The sequence below is a fragment of the Rhodoferax sp. genome (assembly GCF_018780565.1).
In the GTDB taxonomy this organism is placed as follows: domain Bacteria; phylum Pseudomonadota; class Gammaproteobacteria; order Burkholderiales; family Burkholderiaceae_C; genus Rhodoferax.
The window spans coordinates 124,598-140,930 of record NZ_JADMJN010000015.1 but is presented as its reverse complement, the minus strand read 5'-3'; the positions used below and the strand labels follow the sequence as shown (position 1 = coordinate 140,930).

Genomic DNA, 16,333 nt, shown 5'->3' with positions numbered 1-16,333 from the left:
CCGCCTTCTTCTGCTCCTGGTACTTGAACTTGCCGTAGTCCATCAAGCGACACACCGGCGGAACCGCCGTGGCCGAAATCTCGACAAGATCCACGTCCAAATCACCGGCCATGCGCAGGGCCTCCATCAGGCTCACGACACCCAAGGGCTCGTTTTCAACTCCGGAGAGTCGGACTTCCGGAGCCATGATTTCCCGGTTTAGACGATGTTTGCGTTCTTCGCGGTGACGGCGGTCACGAAATTCAGTAGCGATGGCTCAATCCTTCATAAATCTCGCTACGAAAATCGTAGCTAAAACCGCCCTGCACACGCAGACAAACTGCAATCTGGCTTGATATCAGCTTAGACAACAGACTTGTGCGTAAGGTCGCTTGCAATTTTTTGCACGAATGCATCAAGGGACATTACACCGAGGTCTTGACCACCCCGGGCGCGCACTGCAACGGTACCAGCAGCTTTCTCCTTATCGCCTACGACAAGGATATAAGGCAGCTTCTGCATTGAATGCTCCCGTATTTTATACGTTATTTTCTCATTGCGCAGATCCGTGATCACCCTAAGCTCTTGATTTGGCACAGATTTCTTCAATTTTTCGACTATTTCACGACAATAATCGGCCTGCGCATCGGTGATATTGAGCACCGCCACCTGCACCGGCGCGAGCCATGCGGGCAAGGCGCCGGCGCTTTCCTCGATCAAAATACCAATGAAACGCTCCAGACTGCCTACGATCGCCCGGTGCAGCATCACCGGACGATGACGGGCGCCATCCTCACCCACATACTCGGCATCCAGTCGTTCAGGCATTGAGAAGTCGACCTGAATGGTGCCGCACTGCCATTGCCGGCCAATGGCGTCCTTCAGCGTGTATTCGATCTTGGGGCCATAAAACGCGCCTTCGCCCGGGGAAATTTCGAACTCGCAGCCAGAAGCTTTCAGGCTTTCCACCAGCGCAGCCTCGGCCTTGTCCCAGATTTCATCCGAGCCAATGCGCTGCGCCGGGCGGGTCGCGATCTTGTAGATGATGTTCTTGAAACCAAAGTCGGTATAGACCTTCTGCAGCAGGGCCGTGTAATCGACACATTCCTGCAAAATCTGATCTTCGGTGCAGAAAATGTGCCCATCGTCCTGCGTGAAGCCGCGCACGCGCATGATGCCGTGCAAGCCACCCGAAGGCTCGTTGCGGTGGCATTGACCAAACTCACCGTAGCGCAAGGGCAAATCACGGTAACTCTTGATACCCTGCTTGAAAATCAGGATATGGCCCGGACAGTTCATCGGTTTCAAGGCATATTCGCGCTTCTCCGACTCGGTCGTGAACATGTTCTCGCGGTACTTGTCCCAGTGACCGGTTTTCTCCCACAAGGTTTTGTCGATGACCTGAGGGCCTTTGACCTCTTGATAACCGTTGTCACGGTAGACCTGGCGCATGTATTGCTCAACGCCCTGCCAAAGAGTCCAACCCTTGGGATGCCAGAACACCAGACCAGGCGCATGGTCGTCAATGTGGAACAGGTCGAGTTCGCGGCCGAGCTTGCGGTGGTCGCGCTTCTCGGCTTCTTCAAGCATCGTCAGGTGCTGCTGCAATTCGTCCTTGGTGGCCCAAGCCGTGCCGTAGATACGCTGCAGCATTTCATTCTTGTGATCGCCGCGCCAGTAGGCCCCGGCCAGTTTCATCAGCTTGAAGTGTTTAAGCTTGCCGGTGCTCGGCACGTGGGGGCCGCGGCACAAATCTTCGAACTTGCCTTCGCGGTACAACGAAACGTCTTCGTTGGCCGGAATACTGGCTATGATCTCCGCCTTGTAGTGCTCGCCCAGGCTTTTGAAATACGTTACAGCTTCGTCACGAGGCAATACCCGGCGCACGACAGGCTCGTCAAGCGCAGCGAGCGCACTCATCTTCTTCTCGATGGCGATCAAATCTTCCAGCGTGAAGGGGCGCTTGTACGAGAAGTCGTAAAAGAACCCGTGCTCAATCACCGGCCCGATGGTGACCTGGGCATCAGGGAACAACTCTTTCACCGCATACGCCAACAAATGAGCCGTAGAGTGACGAATGACTTCCAGGCCATCGGCATCCTTGGCGGTGATGATGGACAACGCGCTGTCGGCTGTCATCTGAAAGCTGGTGTCCACGACTTTGCCGTCCACTTTGCCCGCCAATGCCGCCTTGGCCAGACCCGCGCCTATCGAAGCAGCCACATCGGCCACGGTGACCGGGCCAGGAAATTCGCGTTGAGAACCATCGGGAAGCGTAATGTGGATCATGGTGTGTACCGGAAAAGAGAAATGTGGAAAAGCAAAAAGCGCGGAGAAGTCCGCGCTTTACTATTAATTTGGTAGCTGACTGCGCACAAGGCGCGCGGACTTGCGGCCTATTCGCCTGTAAATGTCGCCCGTGTAGTTCGCGGTGTCATAACCAGATTGCCTTTCTCGCTCTTGTTGCAGGGTTGAGCCCTGAGTTTAACAAAAAAAGGGCCTGTGCCACCCATTGCTGGATGTCACAGGCCCTTTTGAATCAGCAGCGCTGATTAGTGGAACTGCTCTTCTTCAGTGGAGCCGGTCAGCGCGGTCACGCTGGACTTGCCGCCTTGAATCACAGTGGTCACTTCGTCGAAGTAACCGGTGCCGACTTCCTGCTGGTGCGACACGAAGGTGTAGCCACGGTCGCGGGCCGCGAATTCAGGTTCTTGCACCTTCTCAACGTAGGCAGACATGCCGCGCTTGACGTAGTCTTGCGCCAAGTCGAACATGTGGTACCACATGTTGTGGATACCAGCCAGCGTGATGAACTGGTACTTGTAACCCATGGCGCCGAGTTCTTTCTGGAACTTGGCAATGGTGGCATCGTCCAGGTTCTTCTTCCAGTTGAAGGAAGGCGAGCAGTTGTAGGCCAACATCTTGCCGGGGTGCTTGGCGTGAACTGCGTCAGCAAACTTCTTGGCAAATTCCAGATCAGGCGTACCGGTTTCGCACCACACCAGGTCAGCATACTCAGCGTAGGCCACGGCGCGGGAGATGGCTTGGTCCATGCCCTTCTTGGTTTTGTAGAAACCTTCAGCGGTGCGCTCACCGGTCAGGAATGGCTTGTCGTTTTCGTCGTAGTCGCTGGTCAACAGGTCAGCGGCTTCCGCATCAGTGCGGGCGATCACCAGGGTAGGCACGCCGTACACGTCGGCAGCCATACGGGCAGCGATCAGCTTCTGGCAAGCTTCGGTGGTGGGAACCAGCACCTTGCCACCCATGTGGCCGCATTTCTTCACGGAAGCCAACTGGTCTTCAAAGTGAACACCACCAGCACCCGCGCGGATCATGGCCTTCATCAGTTCGTAGGCGTTCAAAACACCACCGAAACCGGCTTCAGCATCGGCCACGATAGGCGCGTGGTAGTCCACATAGCCCTTGTCGCCAGGGCCAACGCCTTTGGACCACTGGATTTCGTCTGCACGTGTGAAGGCATTGTTGATGCGCTCAACGACCTTTGGCACCGAGTCCACTGGGTACAGGGACTGGTCAGGGTACATGGCGGAATATTCGTTGTTGTCGGCAGCGACTTGCCAGCCGGACAGGTAGATGGCCTTGATGCCAGCCTTGACTTGCTGCATGGCCTGACCACCGGTCAATGCGCCCAGGCAGTTGACGTAGGGCTCGTTGTTCACCAGTTCCCACAGCTTCTCGGCACCGCGGCGGGCCAGAGTGTGCTCGACCTGGAAAGAACCACGCAAACGAACGACGTCAGCGGCGGTGTAACCGCGCTTGATGCCCTTCCAGCGAGGGTTGGTCGCCCAGTCTTTTTCGAGAGCGGCGATTTGTTGCTCGCGGCTCAGTTGTTCGGTGATGGTTTTCGGCATGAGATCACTCCTTGGGTTGAATAGAAAGTCTGCACAGGTCACACATAAAGTCCGGTGCCTGGGGTTAATTCTAAGTCTTCTATAAGAGTTATTTTCAATCTTATGTCTTATAGAAGACTTAATTTAATTTCATATAAATCAAGGAGTTACATCCAATAATTCACAATATAAAATTAAATTCCCCACAATGAGAAAAAATGATGCGATGCGGCAAATCAATTTTTCATATTGTGAATAAATAATTTCGCAATATGACAGCACAACAGTGGCTAGGCGTCATGCTCGCGGAACGCGCGCGCCATCTCTTGCGTGCGCCTGCGTTGCGCCCGCGCCATCCAGACGCTGGCAACGATCACCCCCAGGCTGACAACGGCTACCGTCAATGTCGCAACGGTGTTGACACTGGGGCTCAAGCCCAGGCGCGCACGACTGAAAATCACAATCGGCATGGTGGTGGAGCCTGGTCCCGAGAGAAATGCTGAGAGCACCACATCGTCCAGCGACAGGGTGAAGGTCAAGAGGAACGCCGATCCGATGGCCTGCGCGATCAAGGGCAGGGTCACCAGAAAGAACACCTGCCAGGGACGACAGCCCAAATCCTGCGCCGCCTCTTCAAGCTGTGGATTCATCTCCTGAAGACGCGATTGCACCACCACCGTGGCATAAGCCATGCCGAGCAAGGCATGGCCAAACAGAATCGTCATCAGCCCCCGGTCCGGGAAACCCAGCGTTCGCTGCACAGACACCAGCATCAGCAACAAAGACAGGCCAATGATGACCTCTGGCATGACCAGCGGCGAACTGAGCATGCCAACGAAGAAGGTACGACCGTGGAAACGTTTGAAGCGCGTCAGCGCCAGCGCAGCCAGCGTACCGAGAATCACCGAGGCACATGCCGTCAAAAACGCAATCTGCAGGGACAACTTGAAGCCATTGATGATCTCGACGTCTTCGGCCAGTCCTTCATACCAGCGCAGGGACCACCCTCCCCAGCTTGTAACCATGGCACTGTCGTTGAAACTCAGCACGATCAGGGTCAGGATGGGCAGGTAGAGAAACGCAAACACAGCACCCAACCACACGCGCGAAGTCATTCGACCGGCGTTGAATTTCATGCGCGTGCTCCCGCCGCGCTGTCGGCATGGTGCTTGTTGAAAAGCGCCAGTGGAACAATGATCAGCAGCACCATCACCACCGCGACCGTGGCCGCCATGGGCCAGTCGTTGTTGCTGAAAAACTCGTCCCACAGAACGCGGCCAATCATCAGGGTCTGAGGGCCGCCCAGCAATTCAGGAATGACAAACTCGCCAACGCAGGGAATAAACACCAGCATCGATCCGGCGATGATGCCGCGCCTGGACAGTGGCACCGTGATGCGCCAGAACGCCTGCCACGGTGTGGCGCCAAGATCTTGCGCGGCCTCCAGCAAGCGCAAATCCATCTTTTCGAGATTGGCGTAAAGGGGAAGAATCATGAACGGCAGGTAGGTGTACACCATGCCCAACACCAGGGAGAAAGGTGTGTTCATCATCTTGATCGGCTCTGAAATCATCCCCGCCCAGATGGCCAGGTTGTTGAACACGCCGTTGTCGGCCAACAGCATCTTCCATGCATACACCCGCAGCAAAAACGATGTCCAGAACGGCAGCATGACCAGCATCAGCAAGGCGGGTCGTCTATCTGCCGCACTGCGAGCCATGAAGTAAGCAAAGGGGTACGCGATGAGCAGGCAGATCACCGTCGTCAGCCCCGCGAACTTCAGTGAACTGAGGTAGGTCTCAAGGTAGAGATCATCTTTCGCAATCAAAAGATAGTTGCCGAGATTGATGTTGAGGTGGAAAACACCATCAATCCAGACAAAGAGGTCCTTGAAAACCACGTTGTCCATTTCAGACACGCTGATTTTGAAAACGACCAGAAATGGCACCAGAAAGAAGACCAGCAAAAACGCCATGGGCAAGCCAATCAAAGCCCAACGCCCCCAGAATGCGGCGAACCGGTGGTTCTGCGCAGGAGCGGACGAAGCAGACACAGTCATGGGGCGCCTCTACCTTGTCAGAACAACGACATCACTGCCATACCACCACACGTGGACGTGATCGCCCCATGTCAGCTGAACATCATCGTGGCGGGCGTCATTGGTGTGCGTCACCTTGACGATGGTGTTCCCACCATCCACCTGTACGTGGTACATGGTCAGACTGCCCAGATAGGCAAGATCCTTGATGACGCCACGCACGAAGTTGAATCCGACTTGCTGCTGCGACTCCAGCTGCTCAGCGCGTGGTGCCTCGTGCTGGATGCACATCTTCTCCGGACGCACCGCAACGTGCACCGCCATGCCCCGGGTCCCGGTGATGCCGTGGCTGACGTAATGCCGGCATTCGGACGACACAATCACAACATGATCGGGTTCATCGACAGAAACCGTGCCAGCGAAGAGGTTGACGTTTCCAATGAAGTCCGCCACGAACAGACAGTTCGGGGTCTCATAAATTTCGGGCGGCTTTCCAACCTGCAAAATCTTTCCGTCGTTCATCACGCCGATGCGCGTGGCCATGGTCATGGCCTCTTCCTGATCGTGGGTGACCATGACGCAGGTCACGCCGACCTGTTCGATGATGTCCACCAACTCCAGCTGGGTCCGCTTGCGCAGCTTGGCATCCAACGCAGCCAGCGGTTCATCCAGCAAAAGCAGTTGAGGGCGTTTGGCAAGACTGCGCGCCAGCGCGACCCGTTGTTGTTGCCCGCCCGACAGCTGGTGCGGCTTGCGTTTGGCATACGGTTTGAGCTGAACCAGTTCAAGCATCTGATCCACGCGCGCCTCAATCTCGACTTTGGGCAGATGATCCCGGCGCAGACCAAACGCAATGTTGTCCCAGACGCTCAGGTGGGGAAACAGCGCATAGCTCTGGAACATCATGTTGATGGGCCGCGCATAGGGCGCAAGCCCCGCAATATCACGCCCGCCAAGCATGATTTGCCCGGAGGTTGGCACCTCAAACCCGGCCAGCATGCGCAGCAGCGTGGACTTGCCACACCCCGAGGAACCGAGCAGTGCAAAGATCTCGCCCTGCTCAATGTCCAGGGAAAGATCGTTCACGGCCATCACGCCATCGAACTGCTTCACCACATGCCGGATCTGCAAAAACGGTTCGACACGCAGATGCCCCCCCTCTTCCTGCGGCTTGTCCCCGACCCGTTCTTCTAACGCATTGCCCAATTCACTCTCCTGAAATTCGATCGCGTTCAGTTCAGGCCTTGCGCGCTCAGCACAATGCCGTCCTCGTCCGCATACAGCCAATCGCCGGGGCGAACCCAGACACCCTGTATCTGGACTGGAACATCTTTTTGACCTTCGTTGCGCTTTTCCGTGGGCAGCGGCATGCTGGCCAGTGCACGGATGCCGACGTCCAGCAGCGCCAGTTCGGCGACATCGCGCACGCAGCCATCAATGACGAGGCCAGCCCAGCCGTTGCGGGCGGCTGCTGCGCCCAGATTGCCCCCCAGCAGGGCTCGACGCAACGAGGCGCCGCCATCGACCACCAGCACTTTGCCCACACGACCCGATGGCGTCTCTTCAAAGCCTACGGAATCCACCGCAGCTTTGACCAGTGAATTGTCTTCAAAACATTTGACAGTCACGACTGGACCGGCAAATTTGCGTGCGGCACCATAGTCACGAAATACAGGTGGTAAAACTCTGAAGTTGCCTGAGGAATCGTTTTTGTGGGCATCGCACAAGTCACAGGTGGCAAATGATGGGTTCATGGTCCAGTATTCCTTTTGAATCCAAAATTGTAGAGCCTTGCGCGTGGGGCACCCGAGGGAAAACTCACGAAATAGCGTGTGCTGGCGCGGTGTTAATACCCGCACCTGCTGCACTGCGTGAACACTTTGGGAGCACTCGAACCGGCCAGGTTCGGTTTTCAGAGGAGAAAGCCAGCAATTTTCCCAATGAAAAAACAACACGCCCCAATGAAAAAAACACTTTTTCCCTTGGAAACACACAAATTCTCCAGTAGCATCCGCTTTGCCAGTGAAGAAGCAGTTTTTTGCTGGTGATTAATCAACTTCTAGAAGGACAATAAATCATGGCAACTGCAAAGAAAGCACCGGCAAAGAAAGCTGCACCCGCAAAAAAAGCAGCACCGGCAAAGAAGGCGGCTCCTGCAAAGAAGGCAGCGCCAGCCAAGAAAGTAGCAGCAAAAGCACCGGCCAAGAAGGCAGCACCAGCTAAAAAAGCTGCGCCCGCCAAGAAAGCCGCTCCAGCGAAAAAAGTAGCTGCAAAGAAAGCGCCCGCCAAAAAGCGGACCGCCAACGCTGCGTTCATGAAGGCCTTGACGCCTAGCGCCGCTCTGGCCGCGGTTGTGGGTGCAACCCCCCTGCCACGCACTGAAGTGGTGAGCAAGCTGTGGGCTTACATCAAGAAGAACAAGCTGCAAGACGCAGTCAACAAGCGCATGATCAACGCCGACGCCAAGCTGAAGGAAATCTTCGGCAAGATGCAGGTGTCCATGTTCGAGATGGCTGGCCTGATCGGCAAGCACCTCAAGTAATCAGCACCTGCTGAATACTAAAAAGGCCGACTGACGTCGGCCTTTTTTTGGTTTATCGGTGCTTATCGTGATCGCGGCGATTGCCCTCGTCACGACGATCATCCCGTTCACGCCCATGTCCGCGTTCCTCATGGCGTCCCCCCCGGCCACCGCGCCAGCCTGGATGCTCATGCGCATAGCGCTCTTTCACCCATTGTTCCTGCACAAAATAGACCGGCTGTCCGCACGCGTTGTAACGCGCACAATGCTTGCTCCACTTCTTCTGATGGCCCGGTGGCACATAGAGGTAAATGGGCTGGCGATATACGGCAACGGGCGCCGGTGCAATGATCACCGGTTGCGGATACACGAGTACGGGTTGCGGATAGTTACCAATGTCGATGCGCCCATAGACTCCGGGCTGATTGATGCCAATCGAGACACCCACATTGGTTTGCGCATAGACAGAACCCGTTGAGCAAACAACAGCGAGCAGAGCCAGGCTGGCAAGTTTCTTCATCAATATCTTTCAAAGTAGATCAGTCTTCACAACGCTCAAAGCGCGCCTGCGATGACTTCTAAAAAGTAAAGATTTGTGAGGACAGGTCAAGCAGGCGCGTCCAACGGCATTTTTTCATGCCTTGTTGAGCGCGGTCTGTGTGATGGCAGACAGAGTGCCGCGTGTAGAAATCACCTCGGGGTCCAGAATGACTTCTATCAGCGTTCCCTCGGGTCGAGCCAGTGCAGCCAGCAACTCCGCTTCAAACTGCGCGGTTGCCGTGATGCGCACACCGGCAAAGCCGTAGGCACGCGCCAGCGCTGCAAAGTCGGGGTTTTTCAGCTGCGTGCCGGTGACATGTTGTGGATACTCGCGCTCCTGGTGCATGCGGATGGTGCCGTACATGCCGTTATTCAACAGCAGAACAATGGTCTTGGCGCCATATTGCACGGCGGTGGCAAGCTCTTGTCCATTCATCAAAAAGTCGCCGTCACCAGCAATCGTGAACACCGTGCGCCCGGTGGCGATGGCAGCTGCAATGCCTGCAGGCACACCATAGCCCATGGCGCCATTGGTGGGCGCAAGTTGCGTCTTGAAGCCCTTGACCAGGCCATGGTGCTTGTAGAACCGGTGCATCCAGCTGGCGAAGTTGCCCGCTCCATTGGTGAGCACTGCATCATCGGGCAAATACTTTTGCAGCGTCGCCACAATTGCGGGCATGTCAATGTCACCGGGTAGCTTCTGCGGCTCCAGGTTGGACAGGTAGTCCGCGTGGCATTCCTGCGCCCAGGCTTCCCAGGCAACCGACACCGGCGCCGACAACACCTCCAGCGAACGGGCCGCCGCGTTCATCGTGGCGTTGATGGCCAGGTCCGCCTGGTAAACCCGATTGAGTTCCTCCGCGCTGGCGTGGATGTGCACCAGCTTTTGCTTCGGCTTGGGCGCATCGAGCAACGTGTAGCCCCCGGTGGTCATCTCGCCCAGCCGCGGGCCAATGGCAAGAATCAGATCGCTACGCCTGATGCGAGCTGCCAGCCTGGGGTTGATGCCAATGCCCACGTCGCCGGCATACAGCGGGTGATGATTGTCAAAGATGTCCTGAAAGCGAAACGCGTTGCCCACCGGCAACTTCCAGTTTTCGGCAAAACGCTGCAGGGCCTGAGCCGCCTGCACGGTCCATCCGCCGCCGCCTGCAATGACCAGCGGACGCTCTGATTTCAATAGCATCTCGCGCAGATCGCGCAAAGACCCGGGATCACTCCAGGCCTCAACCGCAGCAACGCGTGCGAGTGCTTGCGGCACCACGCCCGTCGCGTCCGCCACCACCGCCTGGGTCAACATGTCTTCGGGCAAAACCAGCACGACGGGACCTGGTCGGCCATTCATGGCTGTGGCAAAAGCACGTGCCACATACTCGGGAATACGGCGCGCATCGTCAATGCGCTCCACTCGTTTCGCAAAGCCTTTGGTGCTGGGTCCGAAAAAGCTCTGGAAGTCCACTTCCTGGAAAGCTTCGCGGTCGCGCGTGTCGCTGGCCACATCACCCACGAACAGCACCATGGGAGTAGAGTCCTGAAACGCCGTGTGCACCCCAATGGAAGCATTGGTGGCACCGGGCCCACGGGTCACAAAACATACACCCGGGCGCCCGGTGAGCTTGCCGTGCGCTTCGGCCATGAAGGCCGCACCGCCCTCCTGGCGGTTGATGATGAACTGAATCTGGTCCTGATGCAGGTGAAAGCCGTCCAGCACTGCCAGATAGCTCTCTCCTGGCACACCAAACGCGTGGGTTACGCCTTGGGCCACAAGGCATTCAACGAGAAGATGTCCTGCAATTTTTGTAGTCATGATGTCTTTGTTTGTACTTCCAGTGTCATACCCGCGTTGCGCAATCGTTGAACCAACACCTCGCCCAAGCCACTGGCCGGGGTCAGCACGCCGCCCCAACCTTTGCCACCTGGCAATTCATTTTGATTCAAGGCCAGGCAGAGCGCCGATTCACAAACCATCTTGGTCGTTGCGCGGTTGCCGGGATCGCCCTTATCGGCGATCCGGGCAAACACCTTATGCCCCTGGGCACTTTTCCCGATCAACTCGCAACGAAACGAGCCATTGTCCATGCTGCGCTCGGAGGGCCCTTCGCCGGGGCTGGGCGCCATTCGCTTGGCCATGGCACGAACAGGTCCCAGTGTCAGCGCCCACTGAGAGCTGGCCATGCCCATGCTCAAACTGGTCGCGGCCGCACCCGCCAGCAGGCCGGAGCCAATGCGCAGGTATTCCTGGTACTCAAAATCGTCGCCATACGCCAGCAAGGCAGCACTGCGGCGCACCACCCGCGTATTGATCGGCCCCATGAAGAACGGCGCCAGCCAGGCGCGGAAATCCCGGTCGTTGTGGGGGACTATCGGGTCCTTGTGCCTGGACGGATTCGCTGGACGCACACCCTGCGGGTTCAATAGAAATGGATCGGCAAAGGCCTTCGCCTGTCCTGTGCCCAGGATGTTGAGCACCGACGCCAGGGTGCCGCCATTCAATCCACCGCGCACGGAGAAACTGGCTTTCACGCTCTGGCAGGGCTCACCAAACTGCTGCTGCATGGCCTGTGTCAGCAACCAGGTTCCGATATCGGAGGGGATCGAGTCAAAGCCGCAGAAGGGAATGATGCGTGTGCCATCCCGGGCGGCTTGCGCGTGATGGCGTTGAATCATCTCGTGCACCCAGGGCGTCTCGCCGGTGATGTCCACGTAGTGGGTGCCATGCCTGACGCATGCCGCCACCAACTCGCTACCGTACAGGGCAAAGGGGCCGGCGGTGCTCAGCACCACGGCCGCGTCACGCGCCAGTGCATCCAGCGCCGAGATGTCCTGGGCATCGGCCACCACAATGCCGGCATTGCTGGCACCACCACCGCATGACGCCTTGATCGCAGCAAGCTTGTCGGCGCTGCGCCCGGCCAGCGCCCAACGCACGGGGCGGCCCTGTGTCAATGCGTGCTGGGCAAAATAGGCCGCTGTCTGGCGCCCGACAAAACCGGTGGCGCCGTACAACACCACATCGTACTTTTTTTGAACTTTTCTGGAAGACATGCGGGTATCCGTCTCTGATTGTTTGGCGAGGGCCATGGTCCAAAATTTTTCTTAAAGTGCCCTGCGCGCAAACAAACCACCAATGCGGCGCACCAGCCACTTCGGTGTACTGCGCGAGGCAATCATCGCGGCCTGGTTGAAGACACCGGGAACGCAAATTGCATCACCTTTCATGCAGGCCTCAAAGCCCTGACGGGCCACATCGGCAACCTCTGCAATCAGAAACCCGGGGATTTGCGACAACTGGGCATTGGCATCCTTCGCAGCGGACAGCATGTGCGTGGCGGTGATGCCGGGGCATAGCGCCGTCACCGTCACGCCGCTGTCCTTGGTTTCTTCTGCCAGCGATTCGCTCAAGGAGAGCACATAGGCCTTGCTGGCGGCATAGGTGGCCAGCAAGGGAATGGGTTGGAAGGCGGCGATCGACGCCACATTGAGAATGCGCCCGGCCCCCCGCGTCAGCATGGGAGGTAAAAAATGCGCCAGCATCGCGGTCAGGCCAGAGATATTGAGGTCAATGATTTGCTGATGCTGCGCCGGCGTCATGCGGCTGAATGCATTTTGCTCCAGCACCCCCGCGCAGTTGACCAGTACATCAACCTGGCATTGCTTGCGCTTGAGCGATGCAAACAGCTTGGCCGCAGCATGGCTGGCCGCCAGGTCAGTCGGTTCGACCCAGACATGAATATCATGCGATTGCTTGAGCGTGGAGGCCAGCGCCTTCAGCTTGTCGGCGCTGCGCGCCACCAGGACCAGATCATGGCCTGCATCGGCAAAGCAATGGGCCAAAGCTTCACCAATGCCTGACGAGGCACCGGTGATCAAGGCAACAGGGCGGGCATACGACTGTTTCGCGGGCATACGGGGCTCCTCGGGATAGCCCTTATTCAAGCATAGAAGCGGTGCTTTGGGTAGCGCCTGGGCGCCAGCTCGGGTCAGGCGTGAGACAAGCGCCCCGCAGTACGGTGTCCCACGCCCAATGCAGCAACCACACTGAGCAAGAGCACCGCCGCCGCGCCCAGCAATGTGGCACCGTACCAGCCCCGGTCCATGAAGGCCCCAAACAAAATAGGCGATATGGCAAAGCCCACATCCAGCCCCGAATAGACCATGCCGTACACCCGACCCGTCGCGCCCTTGGGTGTGGCCTTCTTGATCATCATGTCGCGCGAGGGTCCGCCAATGCCTACCGCGAAGCCCGTACCCGCCAGCACAACCATGGTGCCCAGCGCGCCAAAAATCCCCGTGCCGCACAAAGCCAGCAACACCGCCGCCACCCCCATCGAAATGGCCACCACACGGTCACTGCTGCCTGTACGGGCTGCAATGAAGCCACCCACGAACATGCCCACCGCGCCACACAGCATATAAGCGGTCAGTGTCAGCGTAGCGGCTTCAAAGCTCACGCCATGCATGGCCTTGAGAATCGAGACAGAAAAACTTTGCACCACGGCCAGGGTCATGGTGGAGAGCAGAAAAAAGCCAAAACACCACCACACCACCGGCTTCTTCATGAACGCCATATCGTGCTCCGCATGGACATCGGCATCACGCACCACCACCTGGGTGCTGAGGTGAGCGCGCTGCACAATCATCAGCAACAAGATGCCCAGGTACATCGCCGCTGCTGCCAGATACGCGGTGCGCCAGTTGTACAGGCTGCTGATCGACGCGAAAAAAACCGGTGCCACGGCCCAGCCCAGGTTGCCGGTCAAACCATGGGCGCTGAAGGCGTAGCCCAGGCGCGGTGACGACACACGCTGATTCAAAATGGTGAAGTCCACCGGGTGAAACGTGGCATTGCCCAAACCCGCCAGCGCGGCCACCAGCAACAAACCGGTGTACCCCGTCACCGTGGACGCCGCCGCACAAGCCACGACAAAAATTCCCAGGGCCACAAACAACAAAGGCCGAGCACCCAGGCGGTCCACCACAAAACCGGCCGATGCCTGCCCGATGCCCGACACGACAAAGAAGACTGTCATCAGCAAGCCCAACTGCGAGTAGCTCAGGCCAAACTCCTTCATGAACACCGGGAACATCAAGGGCAGCAACAGGTGTGCGAAGTGCGAACTGGCGTGGGCTAGGCCCACCAGGCCAATGATGGTGGCATCCTGTTTGAGGGGGGCCGATAAAGGCGGATGGTATGTGGTGGCGGTCATGGCCAGATGGTACGGGCATCCGTCTCTGCTGAAATGCGACGAATAGACAATAATCATCGAATATCTGCCAACCCTTCCTGCCCAACGTGAAACGTCAAAACACGCTCAAACCGGTTCGTTTCGATGACACCGCTGATCGCGCGCCCAGCGTCGCCCGGCCGGTGCGCAGCCGGGCCCGCTCGCTGGGGATGGACGCGCAGGTGGAGCCCCACCGGCATCCCTGGACCCAGTTGACCTACTGCGCCCGCGGACTCATGCAGGTCACGGTCGCACAAAGCAGTCTGCAAACCACCTTCATCATTCCCCCCTCGCGTGCCGTATGGATACCACCCGGCGTGCAGCACACGGTGACGGTGCTGGAGGCCGCCGAACTGCGCACGGTAGACGTGCATGCCAGCATGACGCCACTGGGTTGGGACGCCTGCCGGGTACTCGTGGTGTCGCGGCTGATGCGCGAATTGATTCACGCGCTGGAGGTGTCGCAGCCCGGCGCACGGGACGATGCGCTCATGGCACTGACCATGGACGAAATCCGTCATGCCGACATTCAGGCGCTGGGTGTACCGCTGCCCCGCGACAAACGGCTGCGCGCCCTCTGCGAGGCCGTGCTGCGCGCGCCCGGCGAGCGCGCCACGCTGTCCGAATGGGCGGTGGACATCGGCGCCAGCGAACGCACCGTGGCACGGCTGTTTCGCACCGAACTGGCCACCAGCTACCAGCAGTGGCGCCAGCAAGCGATCCTGGCCCACGCCCTGCCGATGCTGGCACGGGGCACCCCCATCAGCGAGGTGGCCGCTGCCAGCGGCTACAACAGCGACAGCGCTTTCTCTGCCATGTTCAAATCGGCCATGGGCCAGTCACCCAGCCATTTTCAATACAAAATGGGCTCTAGCCCCTGAAAATAAAGAGCAATATGCTACTTTTTCAGTAGCATAAAACAAGCAGCAGCGTTTATTTCAATCCCAGGGGATCGGAGCCGGTGCCGTCGCCAATGAGTTGGCCCATCTTGAAAATGCCGCTCACCCGCATGACCGGCTGACCGTCCGACGTCACCACGCCCTGACCAAACAGCATGTTGCGCGTGGTGCGCAACACATCGGCCTCGCCCTGTACCCAGGAGCCCAGGGGCGAGGCGCCCATGTAGTCCACCTGCAGGCTGATCGTGGGCAGGAAGCGACGCTCGATCTCGGCCTGGTACATCGACGCGCACGGAATCAGCATGTCAGCGAAGGTGGCCAACATGCCGCCATGGCAAATCTTGAGCGGGTTGGTGTGCCGGTCTTCCACACGAAAGCCCAGCAGCAAACGTTCGCCGGTCCATTTGCCATAGAGCGGTCCATTGTGTCCGATGAAGGCGCCGCCGACCTTGACCGGACGAAAGCCTTCGGGAATGTTGTCAACCGCCGCAGGGGAAATGTCATCGAAACTGGCGTTGAGGAGATGTTGTGTCATAGGCTTGGAGGACTCGGCGTCGAAGGAGCCGATTAAAACCACCCACTATAGAGACTTTGCGTGATGCCGAGGTGCCGCATGTCCACACCGCGACACGCCGGGGTACCCCCCGGGTCTCATCGCCCCAGCAGCGCGCCATAAGCCTGGCGGGTAGCCGGTGCCACAGATTGCAGCACCTGCTCATACGATGTCTGGTGACGCGCCAGCAGCCGTGCCGAGGCGACGGCTTTGGATCGACAAAACCAGTGGCAGGTGTGTTGCATCAGGAACAGTTCGGCGCACACCGTGTAGGCCTTGTCTTTCGCACTGCGATGCTCCGCATTTTGAACAGCATGGTTGATGCCCTGCGCGTGAATACTCAGAACTTTGCGCAGGTCAAACGTAGCGCCTGGGAACAATCTATCGGCATAGGGAACGGCCATGGCGAGTTTGCTCACGCGCGTATCGGCCTCATTGGCGCCGGAGAACTCGGCAACAAAGCGCTTGAACTGCTCACACAAAGCCGCTTCCGCCGTGACCAGGAGATTCCAGATTTGGGCCTGTCGTTGTGGATCAGCCTCGCCCAAAGCGCGCAGGTAGCCCTCGGTCAGATTTTCCATCAGCTTTTCAATCTGATGTTTTCCCAGATGCCTGCCCAACAAGGCGATGCGCCGGTTCTGGTATCTGGATTTGAGCGTGTAAAAGCCAACGGAGATCAACATTGACAGGACAAAAATTTCCATGGCTGGCGACTAAATTTCGATAG

General features: G+C 57.9%; 16 protein-coding genes. 2 read left to right on the top strand and 14 right to left on the bottom strand.

The features are described from left to right. The 7 genes from infC to rraA form a co-directional block, all read right to left on the bottom strand. The coding region (infC, locus tag IV109_RS18490; protein ID WP_296700375.1) for a translation initiation factor IF-3 at positions 1-187 on the bottom strand (187 nt) is incomplete at its 3' end. A 155-nt stretch (positions 188-342) separates the two neighbouring features. After that, complete coding sequence (gene thrS / locus IV109_RS18485; RefSeq protein WP_296700372.1) at positions 343-2,268, bottom strand: threonine--tRNA ligase; 1,926 nt, start codon at positions 2,266-2,268, stop codon at positions 343-345. Positions 2,269-2,531: 263 nt separating this feature from the next. Next, positions 2,532-3,851 (bottom strand): isocitrate lyase, encoded by a 1,320-nt coding sequence (gene aceA / locus IV109_RS18480; protein WP_296700369.1) that lies wholly within the window; start codon positions 3,849-3,851, stop codon positions 2,532-2,534. Positions 3,852-4,120: 269 nt separating this feature from the next. Continuing rightward, positions 4,121-4,966 carry an ABC transporter permease subunit gene (locus tag IV109_RS18475; RefSeq protein ID WP_296700365.1) on the bottom strand — a complete coding sequence of 282 codons (846 nt, stop codon included), beginning with the start codon at positions 4,964-4,966 and terminating at the stop codon, positions 4,121-4,123. Next, positions 4,963-5,889: an ABC transporter permease subunit gene (locus tag IV109_RS18470; protein WP_296700362.1), complete on the bottom strand. Its 927-nt coding sequence runs from the start codon at positions 5,887-5,889 to the stop codon at positions 4,963-4,965. The genes IV109_RS18475 and IV109_RS18470 overlap by 4 nt, the downstream gene beginning before the upstream one ends. Before the next feature lie 9 nt (positions 5,890-5,898). Further along, positions 5,899-7,017, bottom strand: coding sequence for a polyamine ABC transporter ATP-binding protein (gene potA / locus IV109_RS18465; protein WP_296700389.1), 1,119 nt, complete (start codon positions 7,015-7,017; stop codon positions 5,899-5,901). An 83-nt stretch (positions 7,018-7,100) separates the two neighbouring features. Beyond that, the gene (rraA, locus tag IV109_RS18460) at positions 7,101-7,622 is read right to left on the bottom strand and encodes a ribonuclease E activity regulator RraA (protein WP_296700359.1); all 522 of its coding nucleotides are present in this window, start codon (positions 7,620-7,622) and stop codon (positions 7,101-7,103) included. 323 nt (positions 7,623-7,945) lie between these two features. On the opposite strand from rraA, the gene IV109_RS18455 reads away from it, so the two are divergent. After that, a complete protein-coding gene (locus IV109_RS18455; protein ID WP_296700356.1) occupies positions 7,946-8,410 on the top strand; it encodes an SWIB/MDM2 domain-containing protein in 465 nt (154 codons plus the stop codon). 52 nt (positions 8,411-8,462) lie between these two features. On the opposite strand, the gene IV109_RS18450 is transcribed toward IV109_RS18455, so the two are convergent. From IV109_RS18450 to IV109_RS18430, 5 genes are all read right to left on the bottom strand, one after another. After that, on the bottom strand, positions 8,463-8,909 hold the full coding sequence (locus IV109_RS18450) for a hypothetical protein (protein ID WP_296700353.1): 447 nt from the start codon (positions 8,907-8,909) through the stop codon (positions 8,463-8,465). 114 nt (positions 8,910-9,023) lie between these two features. Continuing rightward, positions 9,024-10,736: a thiamine pyrophosphate-binding protein gene (locus tag IV109_RS18445; protein ID WP_296700349.1), complete on the bottom strand. Its 1,713-nt coding sequence runs from the start codon at positions 10,734-10,736 to the stop codon at positions 9,024-9,026. Further along, positions 10,733-11,974 (bottom strand): saccharopine dehydrogenase NADP-binding domain-containing protein, encoded by a 1,242-nt coding sequence (locus tag IV109_RS18440; RefSeq protein WP_296700347.1) that lies wholly within the window; start codon positions 11,972-11,974, stop codon positions 10,733-10,735. The genes IV109_RS18445 and IV109_RS18440 overlap by 4 nt, the downstream gene beginning before the upstream one ends. 51 nt (positions 11,975-12,025) lie before the next feature. Continuing rightward, positions 12,026-12,835 (bottom strand): SDR family oxidoreductase, encoded by an 810-nt coding sequence (locus IV109_RS18435; RefSeq protein WP_296700344.1) that lies wholly within the window; start codon positions 12,833-12,835, stop codon positions 12,026-12,028. Between the two features lie 74 nt (positions 12,836-12,909). After that, a complete protein-coding gene (locus IV109_RS18430) occupies positions 12,910-14,136 on the bottom strand; it encodes an MFS transporter (protein WP_296700341.1) in 1,227 nt (408 codons plus the stop codon). A gap of 86 nt (positions 14,137-14,222) precedes the next feature. Here IV109_RS18430 and IV109_RS18425 point away from each other — a divergent pair, with 86 nt between their 5' ends. Then, positions 14,223-15,035 carry a helix-turn-helix transcriptional regulator gene (locus IV109_RS18425; protein ID WP_296700336.1) on the top strand — a complete coding sequence of 271 codons (813 nt, stop codon included), beginning with the start codon at positions 14,223-14,225 and terminating at the stop codon, positions 15,033-15,035. A 52-nt stretch (positions 15,036-15,087) separates the two neighbouring features. Here IV109_RS18425 and IV109_RS18420 read toward each other — a convergent pair whose 3' ends face one another. After that, complete coding sequence (locus IV109_RS18420) at positions 15,088-15,588, bottom strand: PaaI family thioesterase (protein ID WP_296700332.1); 501 nt, start codon at positions 15,586-15,588, stop codon at positions 15,088-15,090. A gap of 116 nt (positions 15,589-15,704) precedes the next feature. After that, positions 15,705-16,289, bottom strand: a complete 585-nt coding sequence (locus IV109_RS18415) for a hypothetical protein (protein WP_366834255.1) — start codon at positions 16,287-16,289, stop codon at positions 15,705-15,707. Positions 16,290-16,333 lie beyond the last annotated feature (44 nt).

Bases quoted from the DNA above. Each gene is read 5' to 3' on its own strand.
- thrS (WP_296700372.1), bottom strand. From the start codon at position 2,268: ATGATCCACATTACGCTTCCCGATGGTTCTCAACGCGAATTTCCTGGC.
- aceA (WP_296700369.1), bottom strand. From the start codon at position 3,851: ATGCCGAAAACCATCACCGAACAACTGAGCCGCGAGCAACAAATCGCC.
- IV109_RS18475 (WP_296700365.1), bottom strand. From the start codon at position 4,966: ATGAAATTCAACGCCGGTCGAATGACTTCGCGCGTGTGGTTGGGTGCT.
- IV109_RS18470 (WP_296700362.1), bottom strand. From the start codon at position 5,889: ATGACTGTGTCTGCTTCGTCCGCTCCTGCGCAGAACCACCGGTTCGCC.
- rraA (WP_296700359.1), bottom strand. From the start codon at position 7,622: ATGAACCCATCATTTGCCACCTGTGACTTGTGCGATGCCCACAAAAAC.
- IV109_RS18455 (WP_296700356.1), top strand. From the start codon at position 7,946: ATGGCAACTGCAAAGAAAGCACCGGCAAAGAAAGCTGCACCCGCAAAA.
- IV109_RS18450 (WP_296700353.1), bottom strand. From the start codon at position 8,909: ATGAAGAAACTTGCCAGCCTGGCTCTGCTCGCTGTTGTTTGCTCAACG.
- IV109_RS18445 (WP_296700349.1), bottom strand. From the start codon at position 10,736: ATGACTACAAAAATTGCAGGACATCTTCTCGTTGAATGCCTTGTGGCC.
- IV109_RS18440 (WP_296700347.1), bottom strand. From the start codon at position 11,974: ATGTCTTCCAGAAAAGTTCAAAAAAAGTACGATGTGGTGTTGTACGGC.
- IV109_RS18435 (WP_296700344.1), bottom strand. From the start codon at position 12,835: ATGCCCGCGAAACAGTCGTATGCCCGCCCTGTTGCCTTGATCACCGGT.
- IV109_RS18430 (WP_296700341.1), bottom strand. From the start codon at position 14,136: ATGACCGCCACCACATACCATCCGCCTTTATCGGCCCCCCTCAAACAG.
- IV109_RS18420 (WP_296700332.1), bottom strand. From the start codon at position 15,588: ATGACACAACATCTCCTCAACGCCAGTTTCGATGACATTTCCCCTGCG.
- IV109_RS18415 (WP_366834255.1), bottom strand. From the start codon at position 16,289: ATGTTGATCTCCGTTGGCTTTTACACGCTCAAATCCAGATACCAGAAC.